Consider the following 18724-nt stretch of genomic DNA (forward strand, 5'->3'; position numbering starts at 1 on the left):
GCCCAAAACAGTGCGATTATACGCCGTGCCAACACGAAGTATAGACTTGACTTCACACTATATGCGGCGTTTTTTTTCGAATCCACTACCAGATATAGGAAAATCAGCGCGTTACCCTTTTGCTGGCGTCAAACTCGCTATAGGCTATGGGTTTTCCTAGGCGGTACGGCTTTATGCAGACGATTAAACGTTTATCTTATCTCGCCATTGGCTGCGCCTTATTGGCAGCGGCACCCATAGCAGTCGCGGTTACTTTTAACACCGACCAGATCGAAGAGCATGATCACTGGCAGTCGCTGGTGCTGACGCTGGGTAATGAACGTCACTTCCGTGCCGTTGAGATCCAGAGTTACTCGGATGCTACTTTGAGCCTTAATGCCACTCAAGGCGTGTGTGATTTACCCTGGCTGGAGATGCGGGTCACCCTGGATCAGCAACAGAGTAAAAGCCGTGCGATTAATCTGGTGCCGACCAGACTGAGAGTGGATGAGCAGCCAATGATAGATACCATGGCTGAATTTATTACCGAGCGCGGTGATGATGGTTTTTACACTCACTTCTATCTCAGCGATATACAAACGCTGATGAGCGACATGCGCCAGGGCGAACAGCTGTTTATTGGCTTCGACCAGCAAGACAGAGAGCCTTGGTATATGACGTTTAGTCTGGCAGGCGCAGATAAAGCTATCGAACGTATGCAAACACTGTGTAATGCTCCAGAAAGGGAGTAGCCCATCCATACCTGGGTGCTGAGGGACTTGGTTTATTGCATTTGCTCGACGGCTATTTCAATCCGATTGCGTCCACTGCGTTTTGCCCGGTACATCGCCGCATCAGCACGGGCCATTAAGCTTTTACAGCTATCGCCTGGGCGCCATATTGCTACCCCAATACTAACGGTTATCAGTTGTTCAAGACCGTTCACATGAAGCGTAGCCACCAGGCTACGCAACCGCTCCGCCAGCCCCACGGCAGCCTCCAGATCAGAGTGAGTGGCTAATACCACAAACTCTTCACCTCCCCAACGCCCCAGGTTATCGCAACCCCGTAGAGAACTTTCAACAAGGCGCGCCAGAGATACCAGAACATCATCACCCAGGGAATGCCCATAGGTATCATTGATCTGTTTAAAGTGATCCACATCAAACAGCAGCAGCGCGAAGGCCGCACCATAGCGCTTTGCAGCCACTAACTCTGCATCAATAGCTTGTTCAATACGGTACCGGTTCCATACTTGGGTCAGGGGGTCAAAATGTGCCAGCTGTTCCAGGCGCTGATTCGCCTCAGCCAGCGCTTTACGTTCGCGCTCCAGATGCATGTTAAGCGTGCTGATTTCGTAAGCGGAGATTGCCAATGTCAGGTCTTCGCCTAAATCCATCGCTGCGAGACGCTCTACCCGCTGCCAAGCCTCGCTTTTACCGATCACTTCTTCATACCATGCCGCAGAGGGTGACGCCATCATCCCAGGCTGGTGAGCCGTCGCTGGCTGCATGGCCCAATAGAGGGTTTCGACCTGCTCTGGGCGGAAAAAAACCAACCACCCACGCTGGGCAGAACTCATTGGTAGCGGCACCGCCAGAACACCACACTGCTCAGGCATGGCCAGAGATGCGGTCAGCGGCTCTTTGGTCACATCCCGGGTACACCAGGGGCCACTATGCACATGGGCTTTTTCCAGCCGCATAATGAGTTGACTGATCGCCTCTGGAGTAGGCGTATTACCTGACTGATAAATACTTCCCTTCAACCATAGTGCGACACCGTGAGCCCTGAATAGCGCCATCCACGTATCCGCCTGCTCAAATAGTAGCTGATGTGGGCTTTGTGGCTCAAAACGGGCATTGGTGGATAGCACCAGACTATCCTGCACACGCTGCAAATAACGCGCCTCCTGGCGCGCCCGCAGCAGTAATAAACGCTGAGTGGCCATTTGTACCAGAGTACGCACCGCATCCCGTACTGACGGTGTCACCGGGTGTGGCATGGCCGAGTGACAAAACAGTAGCCCCCAAAGTCCGCTATCTCCCTGCATGGCAATGCTTAATGCACCGCGTACGCCCAGGCGCTGTAAATAATGGCTTTGCTCTGAGGCTGGCGCACGCAGGAAACTATCATTGAGTGCCACGCTACAGTCATCTGGAATTAACCGCTCGGTAGGCCCTGACACATCTTGAATGAGCCGCACCGGATGGCGTTCGTATGCGCGCCGTAGCGCCAGGGGGAAATCACTGGCAGGGAAGCGCTGCCCCAGCAGAGGTGCCAGGCGCCCTCCACGGGCCTCCGCAACGATCAGCCCGTGCCAATCACTGTCAAAGTGGCAGATGGAAACGCGGTCGTGACCGGTTAACTCCTGAACCGCTGTCACCAGATTATCGAGTAGCTCTTCTTGATGGGTCGCCTCTGCGAGATGCATCAGCCGCTCGTTCACGGTGCCCAACAAGCGTCGTTTACCCAAGGGGTTCAAGGGTTCAATTTCAATCACCACATACGCTCCCGCTCGATAAGCATGGAGTTGAAAACGGGTAGCGTTAAAAGGGCGGGAGAAAGTCAGTGGACCAGGCAAGCGCTGCTGCCCCTGTAATTCACGGCGCACACGCTGACTTAAGCGCTTGCCTAGTAAGCCCGAGAGCGTCTGATCACCCTCTTCGGTTACTATAAGGCCAAGTAATGCAGCAAAGTTGCTACTGACTGCCTGGATGCGCCGACTATCGGCATCAAGCACCATCAAGGCGCCAAACGATTGCAGTAGCGGGTGATGCTTCGACACGAAGATAGCCTCGATAAATCTATTCACCCCTCGACCTGTTGCCTGAGCAACAGTTCAACGCGTCGGTTGGCGGCTCGCCCGTCCGATGTAGCGTTACTTTCCATGGGTTGGGTATCGGCATAACCGACCGCCCGCATGCGTGAAATAGCAATCCCCTGGTGCTCCAGGTGTCGCACAACGGCTATTGCGCGCCCCACCGAGAGCTCCCAATTAGACGGGAACCGGGCAGTAGAGATGGGAATATTATCCGTATGCCCTTCCACTGAAATCTGACCATCAAAGGCCTCTAATACTGATATCAGGCTTTCTAACACATCTTGCCCCTGGGGCGTTAGCACTGCATCACCACTTGGGAACAAAAGACTATCATCAATGCGTAACGTCACCCCTTCCTGCCCCTGGGAGACGCTGACGCCTGGGATATTCACTTCCGTCATCTGCGGCTGCAAGCCACTATGGCGTGGGTGTATACCCGTGGCCAGACTAGCCAGAGGGAGTGACGTAATGGCGCTTGCTGTACGCATTCTGTCACTATCAAAGGCTGCACCGCCACCCGGCGGCGTTAAGGCAAGCAACAGTACAAAGAGCGTGATCAACAGCGTTAAAACATCTAAATAGCTTGTCAGCCATCCTTCATCACCCTCCCCTGCAGCAGCGGGAAGCTCCAGAGCCTGCCGGGAATCACGATCCAGCATCACACTACCCTTTTACCGAGGAGCTGGCCGATGGCCGAGGTTTTACAGTGGCATCCCGTATTTCATCATGATAGTTGGCAACAAAGGAGTTCAGCGTTTCTTCAATAAAGGACGGCAGGCGGCGCTTGGTGATCAGTGAAATACCTTCAAGCACCATATTCATGGTAATTAAGCGCTCTTCTGTGCGCCGCTCCAGCTTTACTGCAACGGGCTTGAATACCAGATTAGCGAGCAGAATACCGTAGAACGTTGTCAGCAGTGCAACTGCCATACGGGGGCCTATCACGTCCAGATCGCCAGCCTCCATCACCTCCAGCATATTGACCAGCCCTACCAGCGTTCCAATCATGCCAAAGGCAGGAGCGTAGGTCGCCATGGTGCGGAAGATTTGCGCTTCTGCATGTTCGCGCGCTTTTAACCGTGCGATACGCCAACGCAGCATATCAAAAATTTCATCCTCTTTGGTGTTGGCAATCACTAACTGGATACCCGTGCGCAGAAAAGGGTTACGGGTATGCTCAAGTTCTTTTTCCACCGCTCGAACATCACCTTTGAACCAAAGGCGGGACATGGAGACGAGTTCGTTAATATCGTCCCTTACATAAGTGTTTTCACGCCGAAATACCAAACCTACCAAACGTACCACACGTACGACTTCTTTCAGCGGATAGCTGATAAACGTAGCCGCTAGAGTACCGGTGATGACAATCGCCAGGCCGGGGAAATTGATAAAGCTTTCTGGGGACTCTGCGGTAAAAAACAGCACGCTTACCAGCAGCAGCATGCTGGCAAATATACCGATCAGCGTAGATGGATTCATCAACGGCTCCTCGCCGGTTGCAAGTGATTGAGACGGACATTACGCAGTGTCATGCAAGCGGGCGCGTAAACGGCTAACGGCCTGGCTATGCATCTGCGATACGCGGGATTCAGTAACACCCAACACAGCGCCGACTTCCTTTAAGTTCATTTCTTCCTGGTAATACAACGCCATGAGCAGCTTTTCCCGCTCAGGCAACGCTTCTATCGCGGCAATGAGCGTCTGGCGCTGCTGAGTATCCAACAACTGTTCGAACGGCAGGTTAGCTGTATCCTCAGGAGCGGGCTCGCCACTATCGGCCACAAGCTCTTCAAACGGTAGCAAATGTCCACTGTTGGTATCGTTGAGCAGCTGTTGGTACTCACTGAGCGGTATGCCCAGCGCACGGGAAATTTCACCCTCTTCAGGAGGGCGCCCCAGCTGCTGCTCCAGCCGCCGAACAGCATCATCCATTGCGCGCGCTGAGCGCCGCACACTGCGGGGAAGCCAGTCTCGCGTACGCAGCTCGTCCATCATGGCACCACGGATACGCTGACTCGCAAAAGTGGCAAATGTCGCGCCCTGAGCTGCATCAAAACGTCCAAGGGCCTCCAATAAACCCACCATACCCGCCTGAATAAGATCATCGAGCTCTATGCTCGCGGGTAGCCTTACCTGCAGCGTTAGGGCCTGGCGTCTCACCAATGGCATGTATTGGGTTAACAGCTCACTTTGTTTGATCCTGCCTTGTGCTGTATACATCCTCATGCCTCGCGGCTATACATTCTTCACTGGTAGTTCACTATCACCTGCAGCCCCTGTACCCGCACAGGCCGTATGCCAGGGGCTAGCGCAAAACGAAAGTGCAGGGGTAGATCTGCACGCTTACCGGCCAGTGCCATTGTCGTACCCCGCATACTGCTTAGGGATACACATTGTTCAGGGTGGCATAACCAAGCGTTGACCAGCGCTGCTGGCGGTGCTTCAAAACGCCATTGGACACGCTCTATAACCGCATTTTCAACATTCGCCGCCCCAGGCGGAGCAACAACCGGACGACTGCTGATAGGCCGGTCACTCATCACCACAAGCACGCTGGGCACTTGACTGCTCCAACTGCCGGTTGCCGCCTGCAGGCCACCGGAGCTGCCTATTACAATGGCGAGTACGGCTCCCTTACACCAGCTGAATAAGTGCATTAGTATTTCCAAAGCGAGTGCTGACTACCACTACAACCCGTATCACTCTTCGTAGTGTTGCTCATTCACCGGGCCAGTAACAGTAGTTCTATATCCAAATAACCCGCGGCTGCTTCCCGCAAGTTATCGAGTAATCCTTGCCGGGGCAAGTGCGGCTCATGCAAAGCCAGCAGGCGCTTCGGACCGCCATTATCATGTAATTGTCGCAAAACCCGATACATGTGAATGAAAGCCTCCGCATCACTATTGACCCACAGTGCCCAGCGCGCGGTGTGCGCTGCCAACTGAGCAAGGTCTTCCCGGGCAACGTCAACCAGTTGGATGTCCCAGTCATCAGGAGCACCAGCCCAGCGGCGGCCAAGGGTTGACCACTGCTCTAACCGGCGCTTTACCTTATCCACGTGGCGATGCTGTGTCGGCAGGCCAACGACCATTAGCGGTTTGAGTGTTGCTGTCGCTGCTGATGGAGTGACGCCTGGCGCCAAGGCGTCATCCTGGTGAAGTGTAGTCGTTGCAGCGGTGAATGGTTCCACTGCTGGTGCCTGTTCTGGCTCCTCTAACCGCTGCTGGCGTTGCAGATCCGCCCACTTACGCAATCCCGCAGCCTGATCCTGGCCGCTCATAGCAGCCCCTCACGGCTCACACTACTTAGCTGCCGAATAGCATCACGGGCCATAAAAACATGTACCAACCCATCCAGTAAGGCCGTGTCACGCCGTTTTCGTTGTGTGCCTAGCAACCTGACCAAGTCAGTACGAAGGGCCAAAGCATCATCGTCATCGATAGTATCCAAATGTCCTGCCACCGCTGCCGCGCCGCTGGCCATAAGCAAGCGTATTTCCGTGCTGACGTCACCACTGTCGGCATCTTTTAGCTGCTGCCAGGCACGCTTGGTTAACGCTGCCAAGCCTTCGCTTTGCAGTTGCGTGACCAATAAGGTAATGACATCCGTCCCCAGCCGTGCAGGCGTCAGCCAGTAGCGTCGTCCCACCCGCTTGGCACTTTCTGGGTCACGAATCTCACCGTACCAGGCCAGCAGCGCATTGCCTGCCGTGTCCTGAACCTCTGCGTAAGCACTCCATAACTGCATGGTTTGCCCACGAAAACGCACACTAATGTGATGCGTTAAGGTACTATCGATAAATAGCTGGCGCTGGGTATAACGTTCTCCTTGAAAGTATACCCGCTGACTGGCCGACACAAGACTGACCCATGTCAAATGCTGCGCTTCCAGCCATGCCAGTACATCGGGTTCAGGAAGAGAAGGCAGTAGGTGTACGGCAATGCCATGTGCATCACTTTGGGCTGCCAGACGAGGTTGCCAGCCGGCGGGGTGCCGGTGCTGCAAGTGAGGTAGCGCCACCCAGGCCCCGTCTGCGTCTAACCCAACATCCGGCATTGACCAATCACAGCCGCGCTCGTTACGCCGGGCAGACCACGCCATTCCCAAAGCGTGGTCTGCCGAGCGGACATCATCAAGTAAGCGGTCCAGACGCTCATCCTGTATCCCACCAGGCAGAGCAGCGATATCCCAGATGGATTCCAGATGGGCAAAACCTGCCACACGTTGACGCAGGCGGGTGAGCACTGACGAGAGCCGTCGCCCCTGGCCAAGCACATCCCGAGACCAGCGTGGCAGACTTACCGGTGCAGCGGCAGATCGATGAGTCGGCGAAGGCTGGCTGCTGAGCGCCTGGTCGATAAGTCCGGCGGGAGTGGCAACCGCCATATCTTCGGGTACCTGCTGACCGTGGGAACCAAACAGAACGCGCATGCCATGACGCATTACGATATCAAGTACCGGCGCTAATCGCCCAGCTTCGTCCTGCTTGGTAATAATACAGTCGTCAAGTTCCGCACCCGCTGCCCGGGCCGCTTGCCGATAGCGTAGAACAACCTCTTCGAGAGTTTCAGGCTGACTGGCGGCATTTAGCAGCAGTACCAGGCGTACGGTCGATCGACCACCCTGAAGCTGAGCGATTTGTTCAATAACACGCTGGTCCCGCTGGCTCATTCCCACGGTATCAATAATCACCCACTGTTTGCCCTGTAAACGTCCTAACAGGTCATCAATAGGTTGCTCAAGATCCAGTGCGTACATAGGTGTATCGAGCAGTCGGGCATAGATACGCAACTGCTCATGAGCGCCTATCCGAAAGCTATCCGTGGTAACCAGCGCCACCGGCCGTGTGCCATGACGCATCACAAAACGGGCTGCCAGCTTTGCTGTCGTCGTCGTTTTACCCACTCCGGTTGGACCAACCAAAGCGACAATGCCCGCTTGTTCAAAAAAGCTGCTTTCTTCCGTTAGCACAGCAAGACGCGCCATAAGTTGCTCGCGTAACCAGGCAAGGGGCTGATCACTGTCAACACCCGCTTCCGTCAGCGATGCTGGCAGGCCTGCAAGGATTTCCCCGCTCAGCTCTTCGCTGAAACCCACGCTCAGTAGCAAATGGTATAGACGTGTAGGCGTATCACTGGCGTGTTCAGGCTCAACGGCAGGCGCTGGCTGACGGCGAGTCAGCAGTTCCCGCATATCCTGCATCTCACGAAGTAAGCGCTCACTCATTGCCTCAAGCGGGTCCTTTACAGGCAATGAGAATACAGAGGAAGATGTATCAGGCGGTACGGGTGCGGAGGAAGGATCAAAATGATCAACCGCTTCATCCGCCATGGCCAAAATTTCAACGCCTCCTTCTGTACGACGGTTTGCAAGAATCAGGGCGTCATCACCCAACGTCTCACGCACTTGGCGCATTACATCACGGCTGTTCGCTCCGACAAAACGTCTAACACTCATGCTTTACCTTTTGCCTCTTGCTTGAATGGCTACCATGTTTTCCGCAAACACTCATTATCGCCCACCAACCAACGTCGAAACCCTCAGCGTCCGGTCGTCAGGAATTTCAGCCTGGGACATCACCACCAGATGGCGCATACGGCGGCGCAGGAACCGGGATAGTACCGCGCGTAGCGAATGCTGTACCACCAATACAGGAGGCTCTCCACTGGTTTCGTGGCGCTCCAGCGCTTGTTGGGCCTGACTCATGAGCGTATCCGCCAAGCCAGGCTCCATAGCCCCATTGCCGTTCATCGCCTGAACCAGCACTTGCTCCAGTTGGGCATCCAGCCCCATCACGTTCAATACTTCCTGACCAGCAAACCATTGCTGAGTGATGGCTCTGCCCAATGCAATGCGTACTAGCGCAGTGAGCTCGTTAGGGTCTTTTTGCTGTCCCGCGAACTCTGCCAGCGTATCCAGCACGGTACGCATATCACGGATAGAGACATCCTCTTCCAACAGATTTTGCAGTATGCGCTGCAAGACCGTCAGAGAAATCGCCTTCGGAACCACTTCCTCTACCAGCGATTTCTGATCGTCACCAAGTTTATCAAGCAACTTCTGCACTTCCTGGCGTCCCAGCATTTCCGGCGAATGCCGGTGCAGCAAGTGATTTAAGTGAGTGGCAATCACTGTACTGGCGTCAACCACCGTGTAGCCATAGACCTGGGCATGCTCCCGCTGGCTGGCTTCAATCCAAATGGCTGGCAGGCCAAAGGCGGGGTCTTGGGTTGGGGTCCCTTGCAGCTCACCGGACACCTGCCCTGGGTCAATGGCCAGCCACTTGCCTGGCTGCGCCTCGGCACGCCCAATCTCTGCACCTTTCATGGACAGCACATAGGTATTGGGTGGAAGTTCCAGGTTGTCACGTATATGTACCACGGGGGGAAGGAAGCCGACTTCCTGGGCAAACTTCTTGCGCACACTTTTAATGCGGCCAAGCAATTCGCCTTTCTGCCGGGAGTCCACGAGAGGAATCAGCCGGTGGCCGACCTCAAGCCCCAGGGTATCCACCAGTTGTACGTCCTCCCAGCTCGCTTCAGGCGTTTCCTGTAGCGGTGGTGGTGCCGCTGAGATCTCCTCCTTCACCAGCGCTTGATCCTTCTGACGCACCAGGAACCAGGCCAAGCCTAATAGTAATGCTGTAAAGATAAGAAATACGAGGTTAGGCATGCCCGGCACCATGCCAAGCAGCCCCATCACGATAGCCGCTAAAATCATCACCTGAGGGTTAACGAACAGCTGGCTGATCATCTGCTGGCCAACGTCTTGTTCGGTATTTACCCTGGATACGGTCACACCTGCCGCTGTGGAGATCACCAGCGCAGGGATTTGAGCTACCAAACCATCGCCAATGGTGAGCAGCGTATAGGTACGGGCAGCTTCACCAAACCCCATTCCATGCTGCATCATGCCGATCAGCAGGCCACCAATAAGATTGACCACCATAATAACCAGACCGGCCATGGCATCACCGCGCACAAATTTGCTGGCACCATCCATTGAGCCGTAAAAATCCGCCTCTTGGGCCACCTCTGCACGGCGCTTTTTGGCATCCTCTTCGCCAATCAATCCCGCATTCAAGTCCGCGTCAATCGCCATTTGTTTACCAGGCATGGCATCAAGCATAAAGCGTGCGCCCACTTCGGCGATACGGCCAGCACCCTTGGTAATAACCATAAAGTTGATAACGACCAGGATCAAAAAGACAACCAGACCAACGGCAAAATTCCCCCCTACCAGAAAGGTGCCAAAGGCTTCGATGACTTTACCGGCCGCATCGCCCCCCTGATGCCCTTCCATCAGCACCACACGCGTAGAAGCAACATTGAGCGATAGGCGTAGCAGGGTAGTGAACAGCAGAACAGCAGGAAAAGCCGCGAAATCCAACGGTTTTTCCGCAAACATACTGACCAGCAGTACCATGATGGCCAACGCAATATTAAAGGTGAAAAGCAAGTCTAGCGCGAAGGGAGGCAAGGGCAGGATCATCATGCCCAATATCATCAGAATCAGCAGCGGCCCAGCGAGCAGCTTCATGCGTACATCGCTCATCCAGTCGCGCTGATTGATCAATTGGCTTAAGCCTTTCATGATTGCGCCTCACTGCCACCGGCACCGCGGCCAGGACTATCCATTTCCGGAGGAACCGGCAAATTATCAGGGGTTGGGGGCACCTCGCCTCCTTGTTGAGCAACATGCTTTAAGCGATACGCCCAGGCCATGACTTCAGCCACGGCGGTATACAGTTCTGCAGGTACTTCAGCCTCTAAGTCCACATGATGATACAGGGCACGGGCCAGCGGCGCTGCCTCCAATCGCGGCACACCAGCTTCCACCGCTATTTCACGTATGCGCGCTGCAACGGCATCAGCCCCTTTGGCCACTAACCGAGGGGCACCCATACGCCCTTCCTGGTACACCAGGGCCACCGCATAGTGGGTAGGGTTAGTAATAATCACGTCGGCATCAGGGACTTTGCTCATCATACGGCCCCGGGCCATTGCCTGTTGCTGCTGACGAATTCGGCCTTTCACATGAGGGTCACCTTCCGATTCCTTATGCTCCCGCTTCACCTCTTCCTTACTCATACGCAGCTTTTTGGCGTTGCTCCACAGCTGGAAAGGAACATCGATGAGAATAACCACAATTAACGACAATATGATCAGCCCTGCCGCCAATGCCGCCATATTGAGTGCACTGGCCAGCGCCTGTTGCACGGGCTGATCCATCAGCCCCAAAAACCTGCCGATATTAAAATATAAAAATGCTGCCGCAACGCTTCCTACCAATACTGACTTGGCAATCGCTTTTGCCAGCTCAATCAGTGCCTGGGAGGAGAATATGCGCTTGATTCCTTTAATCGGATTTAGCTTTGAGAACTTGGGCTGCATCGATTTTGCCGATACCAACCAGCCACCCAACAGGGCGGGTGCCACCAAGGCAATCACCGCGAGCAATAAAAATAGCGGCATCATTGCAAACAGTGTGCGCTGGCCAAGATCAAGCGCGTTAACCAGCATGGGGGTGCTTTCCATCACCTGCCGACGCTCAAACAAAAACGCCTGCTCCATTACCATACCCAGTTGGTCATAGAGCATTTGCCCCATACTCCACAACCCGATCACGCCACCTAGCAGCAGCAGAAATGTAGTCAGTTCTCGGGATCGGGGCACCTGTCCCTCTTCACGCGCTTTTTCGTGGCGTCTGGGTGTGGCTTCTTCGGTCTTTTCCTGATCGCTGTCGTTATCTGCCATGCTGCCATCCGGCTAGTCGTGCGCGGCTTCCCATAAATTCAGCCGCCCCAAAGGACGGCTGAACGAAGTACCCATATTGCCAGATGACGCCTTGTACAATGTCTTAATAACAACGCATTAAAAGCCCAATTCGTCCAATAAGTCGTCTACCTGGTCCTGGCCCGTCACGATATCAGGGGCATTTTCCTTCACTTGCGGGCCATTCAAAAGCTCTTCGTTACGCCGTGCGTTATCGTTTTTCCACTGATCTTCGGCCTTGCGCTGCATATTTTCACGCGCTTGGGCACCAGGCACGTTATCAATGAGCACTTGTACCAGCTGATGTTCGATCTCGCGGATCACATCCATCATTTTTTTGATCACTTGGCCAGTGAGATCCTGAAAGTCCTGCGCCATCATGATGTCCAGCAGCTCTTTTTGCGTCGCTGCGGCAATCGTTGGCACATCACTCAAGTAAGTACGGGTTTCTTTCACCAGCGCCTTTGCTTCGTCCAGTTCCTGAGGCGCTTCAAACCACTCATCCCAGCGCTTATCCAGCGCTTCAGCGCGGTCAGAAAGCTGATCCTGAAGCGGTTGAGCACGGTCGATGGCATTCAGCGCACGGTCCGCAGCCTGTTCCGTCATGGTTGCCACATAGTGCAAACGATCACGGGCATCCGGAATGGCTTCCGCCGCTTTTTCGATCTCTTTATCTAAGCCCAACTCCCGCATATTGTCGCGCAGCATGCGAGTAAGCTTGCCGATGCGATGAATAAGGTCTTCTGCGGCATCTTCAGACAGTCGGGCAGAATCCGCCTGCTCATTCTGGCTCATTGTGTTGTCTCCTCGTTAACCGAGCACCTGGACTCAGCCACTTCATTTTCCCATCTTATCGAAGATTTTATTCAGCTTTTCTTCGAGAGTAGCGGCAGTAAATGGCTTGACGACATAGCCATTAGCGCCCGCCTGTGCGGCCGCAATAATGTTTTCTTTTTTGGCTTCTGCGGTCACCATCAGTACCGGCAAATCTTTCAGCGCCTCGTCCTGACGGATCTCTTTCAGCATCTCCAAACCATCTAGATTAGGCATATTCCAGTCGGAAACAACAAACTCGAAGTTACCAGCCCGTAGCTTGTTTAACGCATCTTGCCCATCTTCTGCTTCATCTACATTGGTAAAACCAAGCTCCTTTAGCAGGCTGCGCACAATCCGACGCATCGTGGGAAAGTCGTCAACCACCAGGAAACTCATGTTCTTATCGGCCATTGGTCATCCTCTCATCAAATACATGGCTTGGGGCGACTGGAAACTCAGTCAGGGTTTTTAGTACTAAAATTCTTCCCACTCGTCTTGGTGGCTAGGCTGTTGCCCCTTTCGTACAGCCGGTGTCGATACCGCAGGCGGAGCAACCGACGTTGGTGAAGGCACTGCTCTTTGCGGCAGGCTATGGCGCTGCTGCTCCTGAATGCCTAGCAGTTTAAACACGGCGACCGCCTCCTCCAGCCTGTTTGCCTGCTCTTCAAGCGAGGAGGCCGCCGCCGAGGCTTCTTGTACCAGAGCGGCGTTTTGCTGGGTTACTTGGTCCATCTGGCCAACGGCCTGGCTCACTTGCTCAATGCCGTCACTCTGCTCCTGAGATGCTGCAGAAATCTCATCCATAATATCGGTTACCCGACGAACGGCCTTTACTACATCGGTCATCGTCGTCCCAGCCTGCTCTACCAGCGTCGATCCTTGCTTGATTTGCGTAACCGACTCATCAATCAGAGTCTTGATTTCTTTGGCAGCATCGGCACTACGACTGGCAAGGTTACGCACTTCACCAGCCACAACGGCAAAGCCACGTCCTTGTTCACCAGCCCGTGCGGCCTCTACCGAGGCATTAAGCGCGAGAATATTGGTTTGAAATGCGATGGAGTCAATCACACTGGTAATATCTGCCACTTTTTGGGAGCTGGTGGAGATTCCATGCATGGTTTGCACTACCTGCTCTACAACATGGCCACCTTGTTCTGCGGTGGTCGATGCATCTGCGGCGAGTGTGCTGGCTTGACGGGCATTATCCGCGTTCTGTTTAACCGTCGCCGTCATCTGTTCCATACTGGCAGCTGTTTCTTCAATAGAAGCTGCCTGCTGCTCGGTGCGCGACGAGAGGTCCGCATTACCGCTGGCAATTTCACGGGTACCATGATGGATCTCACTGCTGCCTTCGCGCACTCTGGCCACGATAGCGGTCAGGTTCTGCTGCATAGTCTCCATGGCAGTAAAGAGGCGGCCCACTTCATTCTTACCTGCGGCAGGTAATGGCTCGGTTAAATCCGCATCGGCAATTTTATCCAAACGACGTACCGCATCGTTTAGCGGTGCAATCACAGTACGTCGCAGCCCAATGTAAAGCACCAGAGTAACCAGCAGCGCAAACCCAACGGCAACGATATTGATTAAAGCAAAAACATCGCCTTGTGACTCGGCATTCTCACGAATGGTATCCACCCGCTGAAAACCAAAGGCAGTAAACGCGGTGGTACTTTCGGCCAGAGCACTAATGGGCTCAATCATTTCCTCCCGTAGCCGGTTATAAGCCGTGATATCCATATATTCAAATGTGGCATGTTGCTGTTTCACCAGATCCAATACCAAACGAAAGTCTTCAACCAGGGTATTACCAGGCATTTCCTCCTGGGACGCATGCAGCGTTTGAGAAAAAATCTCAAAGCGACGCTCGGCGCGCTCAATACGGTTGACAGCAACATCCACCTGCTCATTGTATTGACTCGTCTGGCCTACCATCAAAAAATTTGACGCCGTTTCCATCGCCAGCATCGCCTGATTAAGTAACGAGTCTGCACGATTCATCTCGTTTAACTGTTCATTACTAATACGATTTAGCGCGGCTAGATTGTCTTGTGCATTCCGATCACCCACAAAACTAATCCCTGCCAGCATTAATATCAGCGAAACAAAACTAATGAGCGAGGCGATAACGGCGATGTGAATACTTAAATTACGCAACAAACGTGCCATGTCAGTTCCCCTTTCAAACGTTATTATCGTTTGTCATTTTTATACCCGCTGGGCACGCCCAGAAGCAGCAACCAGCGCCATAAGCCGCGATGGAATCTCGTCCAGAGCCACAATTTCAACCGCCCCCCCTACCGCTATCGCCTCTCTGGGCATACCGAATACCACACAGGTTTCTTCGTTTTGCGCGATGGTAGGTGCACCTGCCTGGCGCATTTCCAGCAGCCCCGCAGCACCATCTTTACCCATGCCCGTTAAAATCACGCCAATGGAGTTTTTACCCGCATGCCTTGACGCTGAATGAAACAACACATCTACCGATGGGCGATGCCGGTTAACGGGGGGACCATCGTTTAAACGTGCAACATAGTTGGCACCGCTCCTGGCAAGCTCAAGGTGCTGATCCCCCGGTGCAATATAGGCATGCCCAGGCAGAACCCGCTCGCCATCCGTCGCTTCCTTGACGGTAATCCGGCACAGCCTATCCAGCCGTTCAGCAAAGGAGCGGGTAAAGCCGCCGGGCATATGTTGTGTAATCAAAATGGCAGGCGCATTGGCTGGCAGGGGTTCAAGTACAGCTCGTATTGCTTCTGTCCCCCCAGTGGAGGCGCCGATAATAATCAACTTCTCACTGGTGATCAGAGGAGCTTTCAGCTGCGTGGGTGGCGGTGTGTTTTTATGGCGCGCCTGGCGTGGCCGGGAGCGCGCTGCGGCACGCAGCTTCTCAGCGATTTCGTTAGCATATTCCATCATACCGCTGCGAATCCCCAGACTCGGCTTGGCCACAAAGTCCAAGGCCCCCAACTCTAATGCCCGCAAGGTTATTTCTGAGCCGCTCTGGGTCAGGGAGGAGACCATTAACACCGGCATAGGACGCAAGCGCATAAGCCGCTCAAGAAAATCCAGCCCATCCATGCGCGGCATTTCCACATCCAGAGTAAGTACATCAGGATTATGTTGCTTAATCAGGTCTCTGGCAGCTATAGGATCAGGCGCTACGGCCACGACTTCCATATCTGGCTGTGAGTTGATGATTTCAGTCAACAAATCACGAATCAGCGCCGAGTCATCGACGCATAACACTTTGATCTTGGCGGCGCTCAAAGCACACCTCCTCTTGCGGTAGCTACCTGGTATGCTATCTCGCTGCCGTTCGGCGGTCGCCATACAACGGAGCTAAATGCACGTAAACCGATTTATTTTTTGGCGAGGGTATATACCGTCTGCCCACGCAACTTAAACGCATCACTGATATACGAGAAGTTTTCAGAATGCCCTGCAAATAACAGCCCATCTGGCTTCATGAGCGGTGCAAACCGCTGCAGAATTTTTGCCTGGGTCTCTTTGTCAAAATAAATCATGATGTTCCGGCAAAAAATAGCGTCGAACGGCCCCTTGACCGGCCATTGGGGCGCCAGCAGGTTAAGAGGCAAAAACTCCACTAATGCCGATACTTCTGGACGTACGCGCGCCAGCCCGGCATGGTTGCCGGTCCCTTTCTGGAAAAAACGCTTCACCCGCGCCTCATCCAGTTTGCGCACCTGCTCCAGGGGATAGATACCGGCCCGCGCTTTACTTAATGCATCCGTATCAATATCTGTCGCAATCACCTTGGCCTGCGAGGCTTTTGGACCCAGGGTTTCCAGCAGCGTCATGGCAATCGAGTAAGGCTCTTCGCCAGTGGATGCTGCTGAGCACCAAACGGCGACAGCTTCTTGCTTGCGCTTGAGGTGGTCAGCCAAGAGAGGAAAGTGATGAGCCTCACGAAAAAAAGCCGTGAGATTGGTGGTAAGAGCGTTGGTAAATGCCTCCCACTCTTTAGCATCAGGCTGACGCTCCAGTCGCGATAGATAGTCGGTAAAGCGCGTCATACCATGATGGCGTAACCGCTTCGCCAACCGACTGTAGACCATTTCACGCTTATGCTCGGCCAGCACGATACCGGCACGCTGGTAAATCAGTTCTCTGATTCGTGCAAAATCGGCATCGGTCAGCACCAGATCACGTTCAATCTGACCACTAGACGCCCATTGGCTGGCATCCCCCCGTTCGCGTTGGTCGGTCAAAACTCTTCCCACTCCTCTATAGAGGCCACTGGCCGCTTCACTGGTGACGCTGGCAGTATGGCATTATTTGATTGCGCGGCGGACGAAGGCGCAGCGATTGGAGTCGCATGTGGGGCCATGGAGGGTTGTAACGCCCCTTGGCTATTAGCCTCAACCAATAACGCCCGTGAGCCTGCCTGCTGTTCCAGTACAGCCGCTGCCCGCGCTGTTTCCTGAACCCGGGCAGTGTTCTGCTGTGTCGCCCGATCCATTTCCGTAACAGCCTGATGCACCTCCGCAAAGCCACGCCCATGCTCTCCCGCTCTGGCCGCCTCCACGGATACGTTCAATGCGAGGATGTTGGTCTGGAATGCAATCGAGTCAATCACATCGATAATGTCGGCCATCTTCTGCGAACTCTGGGTAATTCGCTGCATGTTGTCGACCAGCTGCGCCATAAGATCGCCCGTTTGCGTAACATGTATTGTATTATTATCGGCTAGGCGGCGCGCTTCTTGAGCGTTATTGCTGTTTTGACGCACAGTCGTCGTCATCTCTTCCATGCTGGAAGCGGCTTGTTGCAACGATGCAGCCTGCTGTTCTATTCGGGATGACAGCTCTTCATTACCGTTGGCGATGCCTTGCACAACAGCAGTGACCACACTAACCCCGCTTTTCACATCGCTAATTGCTACCCAGGCTTTTGCGCATGGTATTCAGCGGGTCCAGCAGCAGACCAATTTCATCACGACGGTGCTTGGGGCGCTGGAGCCGCTGAATTAGCCAAATGAGTAAACTGTTTTTAAAAAGCTTCCCACTCCTCTACTGCTGATTTAGGTGTAACTGAGCTAGAGGAGCGATGAGTAGCGCTGGGTAGAGCGGCTTTGGCAGTAGTTGAGGCTCCACCAACCCCCGCAACCCGGAAGCGTTCTACCGCTTCTCTTAAACGCGCCGCCTCACTCTCCAGCTCATTGGCACTCCGTGCAGCCTGCTGCACTAGCTGAGCATTTTGCTGAACGACCTGATCCATTTGGGCAACGGCTTGGTTGACCTGGCTAATACCGTTGCTTTGCTCCTCAGAGGCCGCAGCAATTTCATCCATGATATCGCTGACGCGCTGCACCGCTGCGACCAGGTCATTCATGGTTTGCCCTGCCTGATTAACCCGTCGCGTTCCCATATCGATTTTTCCTAACGACATATCGATAAGCGACCGGATCTCTTTCGACGCATTCGCGCTGCGGCTGGCCAGACTGCGCACTTCCTGGGCCACCACAGCAAACCCTTTACCGTGCTCACCGGCACGGGCTGCCTCAACAGACGCATTCAGAGCCAGAATATTGGTTTGGAAAGCAATATTGTCGATGACCGTTATAATGTCGGCCACCTGATGCGAGCTGGCACTGATATCTTGCATGGTTTCAACAATGTTGCCCACCTCCTCACCACTACGCCGTGCCGTTAAAGTAGCATCTCCTGCCAGTTGACTAGCCTGGAGCGCATTTTCTGCGTTATGACTCACCGTGGAAGCGAGTTGCTCCATGCTGGAGGCGGTTTCCTCCAGTGAAGAGGCTTGCTGCTCGGTGCGTGAGGAGAGGTCATTGTTACCACTGGCAATATGCTGGGAACGGTCAAAGATGGATGTGCCGCTCTGGCGCACCACCCCCACAGTCTCAGATAGTGAGTCCTGCATATGCGCCATGGCACTATACAGCCGACCAATTTCATTATTACCCGGTGCACTAATTCGCTGACTCAAGTCCCCTTGGGCCATCCGTTCAAAGTACCCTACCAGGCGGTCAAGGGGGCGCAGCACATTAACCGTCACTCCCCACATCACCACAGCGACAGTGAGCACCGTCATAATGACCACACCAATTAAGACCCAGCGTATATGGGCTGCAAACTGTGTAAATGCTGCCTGCTGTTCCTGTAAATCGTTGGCTGCCTGGACGATGGCTGCACCATAATGAAGCGCATAGAGGCCAATACTACAGGCCAGAACAACCAATAGTGAAAAGGTGGCGAGTACCAGCCCCCAACTTAGTCGAACGGTCATATTGCCCATCACTTGCCGTACTAACTGTGACACACGCATTACTCCACGCAGTACTGCTAAC

Annotated in this window: 16 protein-coding genes and 1 pseudogene; 1 reads left to right on the forward strand and 16 read right to left on the reverse strand. The window is 54.0% G+C overall.

What is annotated here, in order from left to right; genetic code table 11:
* Positions 1-173 precede the first annotated feature (173 nt).
* Complete coding sequence (locus tag HP566_RS19675; protein WP_249978990.1) at positions 174-731, forward strand: hypothetical protein; 558 nt, start codon at positions 174-176, stop codon at positions 729-731.
* A gap of 32 nt (positions 732-763) precedes the next feature.
* Here HP566_RS19675 and HP566_RS19680 read toward each other — a convergent pair whose 3' ends face one another.
* From HP566_RS19680 to HP566_RS19755, 16 genes and pseudogenes are all read right to left on the reverse strand, one after another.
* Complete coding sequence (locus HP566_RS19680; protein ID WP_249978991.1) at positions 764-2767, reverse strand: sensor domain-containing diguanylate cyclase; 2004 nt, start codon at positions 2765-2767, stop codon at positions 764-766.
* A gap of 23 nt (positions 2768-2790) precedes the next feature.
* Positions 2791-3462: an OmpA/MotB family protein gene (locus HP566_RS19685; protein WP_249978992.1), complete on the reverse strand. Its 672-nt coding sequence runs from the start codon at positions 3460-3462 to the stop codon at positions 2791-2793.
* Between the two features lie 4 nt (positions 3463-3466).
* Positions 3467-4282 carry a motility protein A gene (locus HP566_RS19690; RefSeq protein WP_249978993.1) on the reverse strand — a complete coding sequence of 272 codons (816 nt, stop codon included), beginning with the start codon at positions 4280-4282 and terminating at the stop codon, positions 3467-3469.
* 39 nt (positions 4283-4321) lie between these two features.
* Positions 4322-5023 carry an RNA polymerase sigma factor FliA gene (locus tag HP566_RS19695; RefSeq protein ID WP_249978994.1) on the reverse strand — a complete coding sequence of 234 codons (702 nt, stop codon included), beginning with the start codon at positions 5021-5023 and terminating at the stop codon, positions 4322-4324.
* Between the two features lie 26 nt (positions 5024-5049).
* Positions 5050-5460 carry a flagellar protein FlhE gene (locus HP566_RS19700; protein ID WP_249978995.1) on the reverse strand — a complete coding sequence of 137 codons (411 nt, stop codon included), beginning with the start codon at positions 5458-5460 and terminating at the stop codon, positions 5050-5052.
* Between the two features lie 65 nt (positions 5461-5525).
* The gene (locus tag HP566_RS19705; protein ID WP_249978996.1) at positions 5526-6083 is read right to left on the reverse strand and encodes a hypothetical protein; all 558 of its coding nucleotides are present in this window, start codon (positions 6081-6083) and stop codon (positions 5526-5528) included.
* On the reverse strand, positions 6080-8260 hold the full coding sequence (flhF, locus tag HP566_RS19710) for a flagellar biosynthesis protein FlhF (protein WP_249978997.1): 2181 nt from the start codon (positions 8258-8260) through the stop codon (positions 6080-6082). The genes HP566_RS19705 and flhF overlap by 4 nt, the downstream gene beginning before the upstream one ends.
* Positions 8261-8314: 54 nt before the next feature.
* Complete coding sequence (flhA, locus tag HP566_RS19715) at positions 8315-10396, reverse strand: flagellar biosynthesis protein FlhA (protein ID WP_249978998.1); 2082 nt, start codon at positions 10394-10396, stop codon at positions 8315-8317.
* Positions 10393-11559 carry a flagellar biosynthesis protein FlhB gene (flhB, locus tag HP566_RS19720; RefSeq protein ID WP_249978999.1) on the reverse strand — a complete coding sequence of 389 codons (1167 nt, stop codon included), beginning with the start codon at positions 11557-11559 and terminating at the stop codon, positions 10393-10395. The genes flhA and flhB overlap by 4 nt, the downstream gene beginning before the upstream one ends.
* 117 nt (positions 11560-11676) lie before the next feature.
* Entirely contained in the window at positions 11677-12372 is a 696-nt protein-coding gene (gene cheZ, locus HP566_RS19725; RefSeq protein WP_249979000.1) for a protein phosphatase CheZ, read from the reverse strand.
* A gap of 42 nt (positions 12373-12414) precedes the next feature.
* Positions 12415-12804 (reverse strand): chemotaxis response regulator CheY, encoded by a 390-nt coding sequence (cheY, locus tag HP566_RS19730; protein ID WP_249979001.1) that lies wholly within the window; start codon positions 12802-12804, stop codon positions 12415-12417.
* 63 nt (positions 12805-12867) lie between these two features.
* Positions 12868-14562 carry a methyl-accepting chemotaxis protein gene (locus HP566_RS19735; RefSeq protein ID WP_249979002.1) on the reverse strand — a complete coding sequence of 565 codons (1695 nt, stop codon included), beginning with the start codon at positions 14560-14562 and terminating at the stop codon, positions 12868-12870.
* A gap of 39 nt (positions 14563-14601) precedes the next feature.
* On the reverse strand, positions 14602-15663 hold the full coding sequence (locus HP566_RS19740; RefSeq protein ID WP_249979003.1) for a protein-glutamate methylesterase/protein-glutamine glutaminase: 1062 nt from the start codon (positions 15661-15663) through the stop codon (positions 14602-14604).
* Positions 15664-15755: 92 nt separating this feature from the next.
* A complete protein-coding gene (cheR, locus tag HP566_RS19745; protein WP_249979004.1) occupies positions 15756-16625 on the reverse strand; it encodes a protein-glutamate O-methyltransferase CheR in 870 nt (289 codons plus the stop codon).
* Positions 16622-17366: pseudogene (locus tag HP566_RS19750) on the reverse strand (methyl-accepting chemotaxis protein); the annotation flags it as partial. The gene cheR and the pseudogene HP566_RS19750, both read right to left, overlap by 4 nt.
* Positions 17367-17406: 40 nt before the next feature.
* Positions 17407-18672 carry a methyl-accepting chemotaxis protein gene (locus HP566_RS19755; protein ID WP_249979046.1) on the reverse strand — a complete coding sequence of 422 codons (1266 nt, stop codon included), beginning with the start codon at positions 18670-18672 and terminating at the stop codon, positions 17407-17409.
* Positions 18673-18724: the final 52 nt, after the last annotated feature.

This window comes from Vreelandella olivaria (assembly GCF_023507745.1).
GTDB lineage: Bacteria > Pseudomonadota > Gammaproteobacteria > Pseudomonadales > Halomonadaceae > Vreelandella > Vreelandella olivaria_A.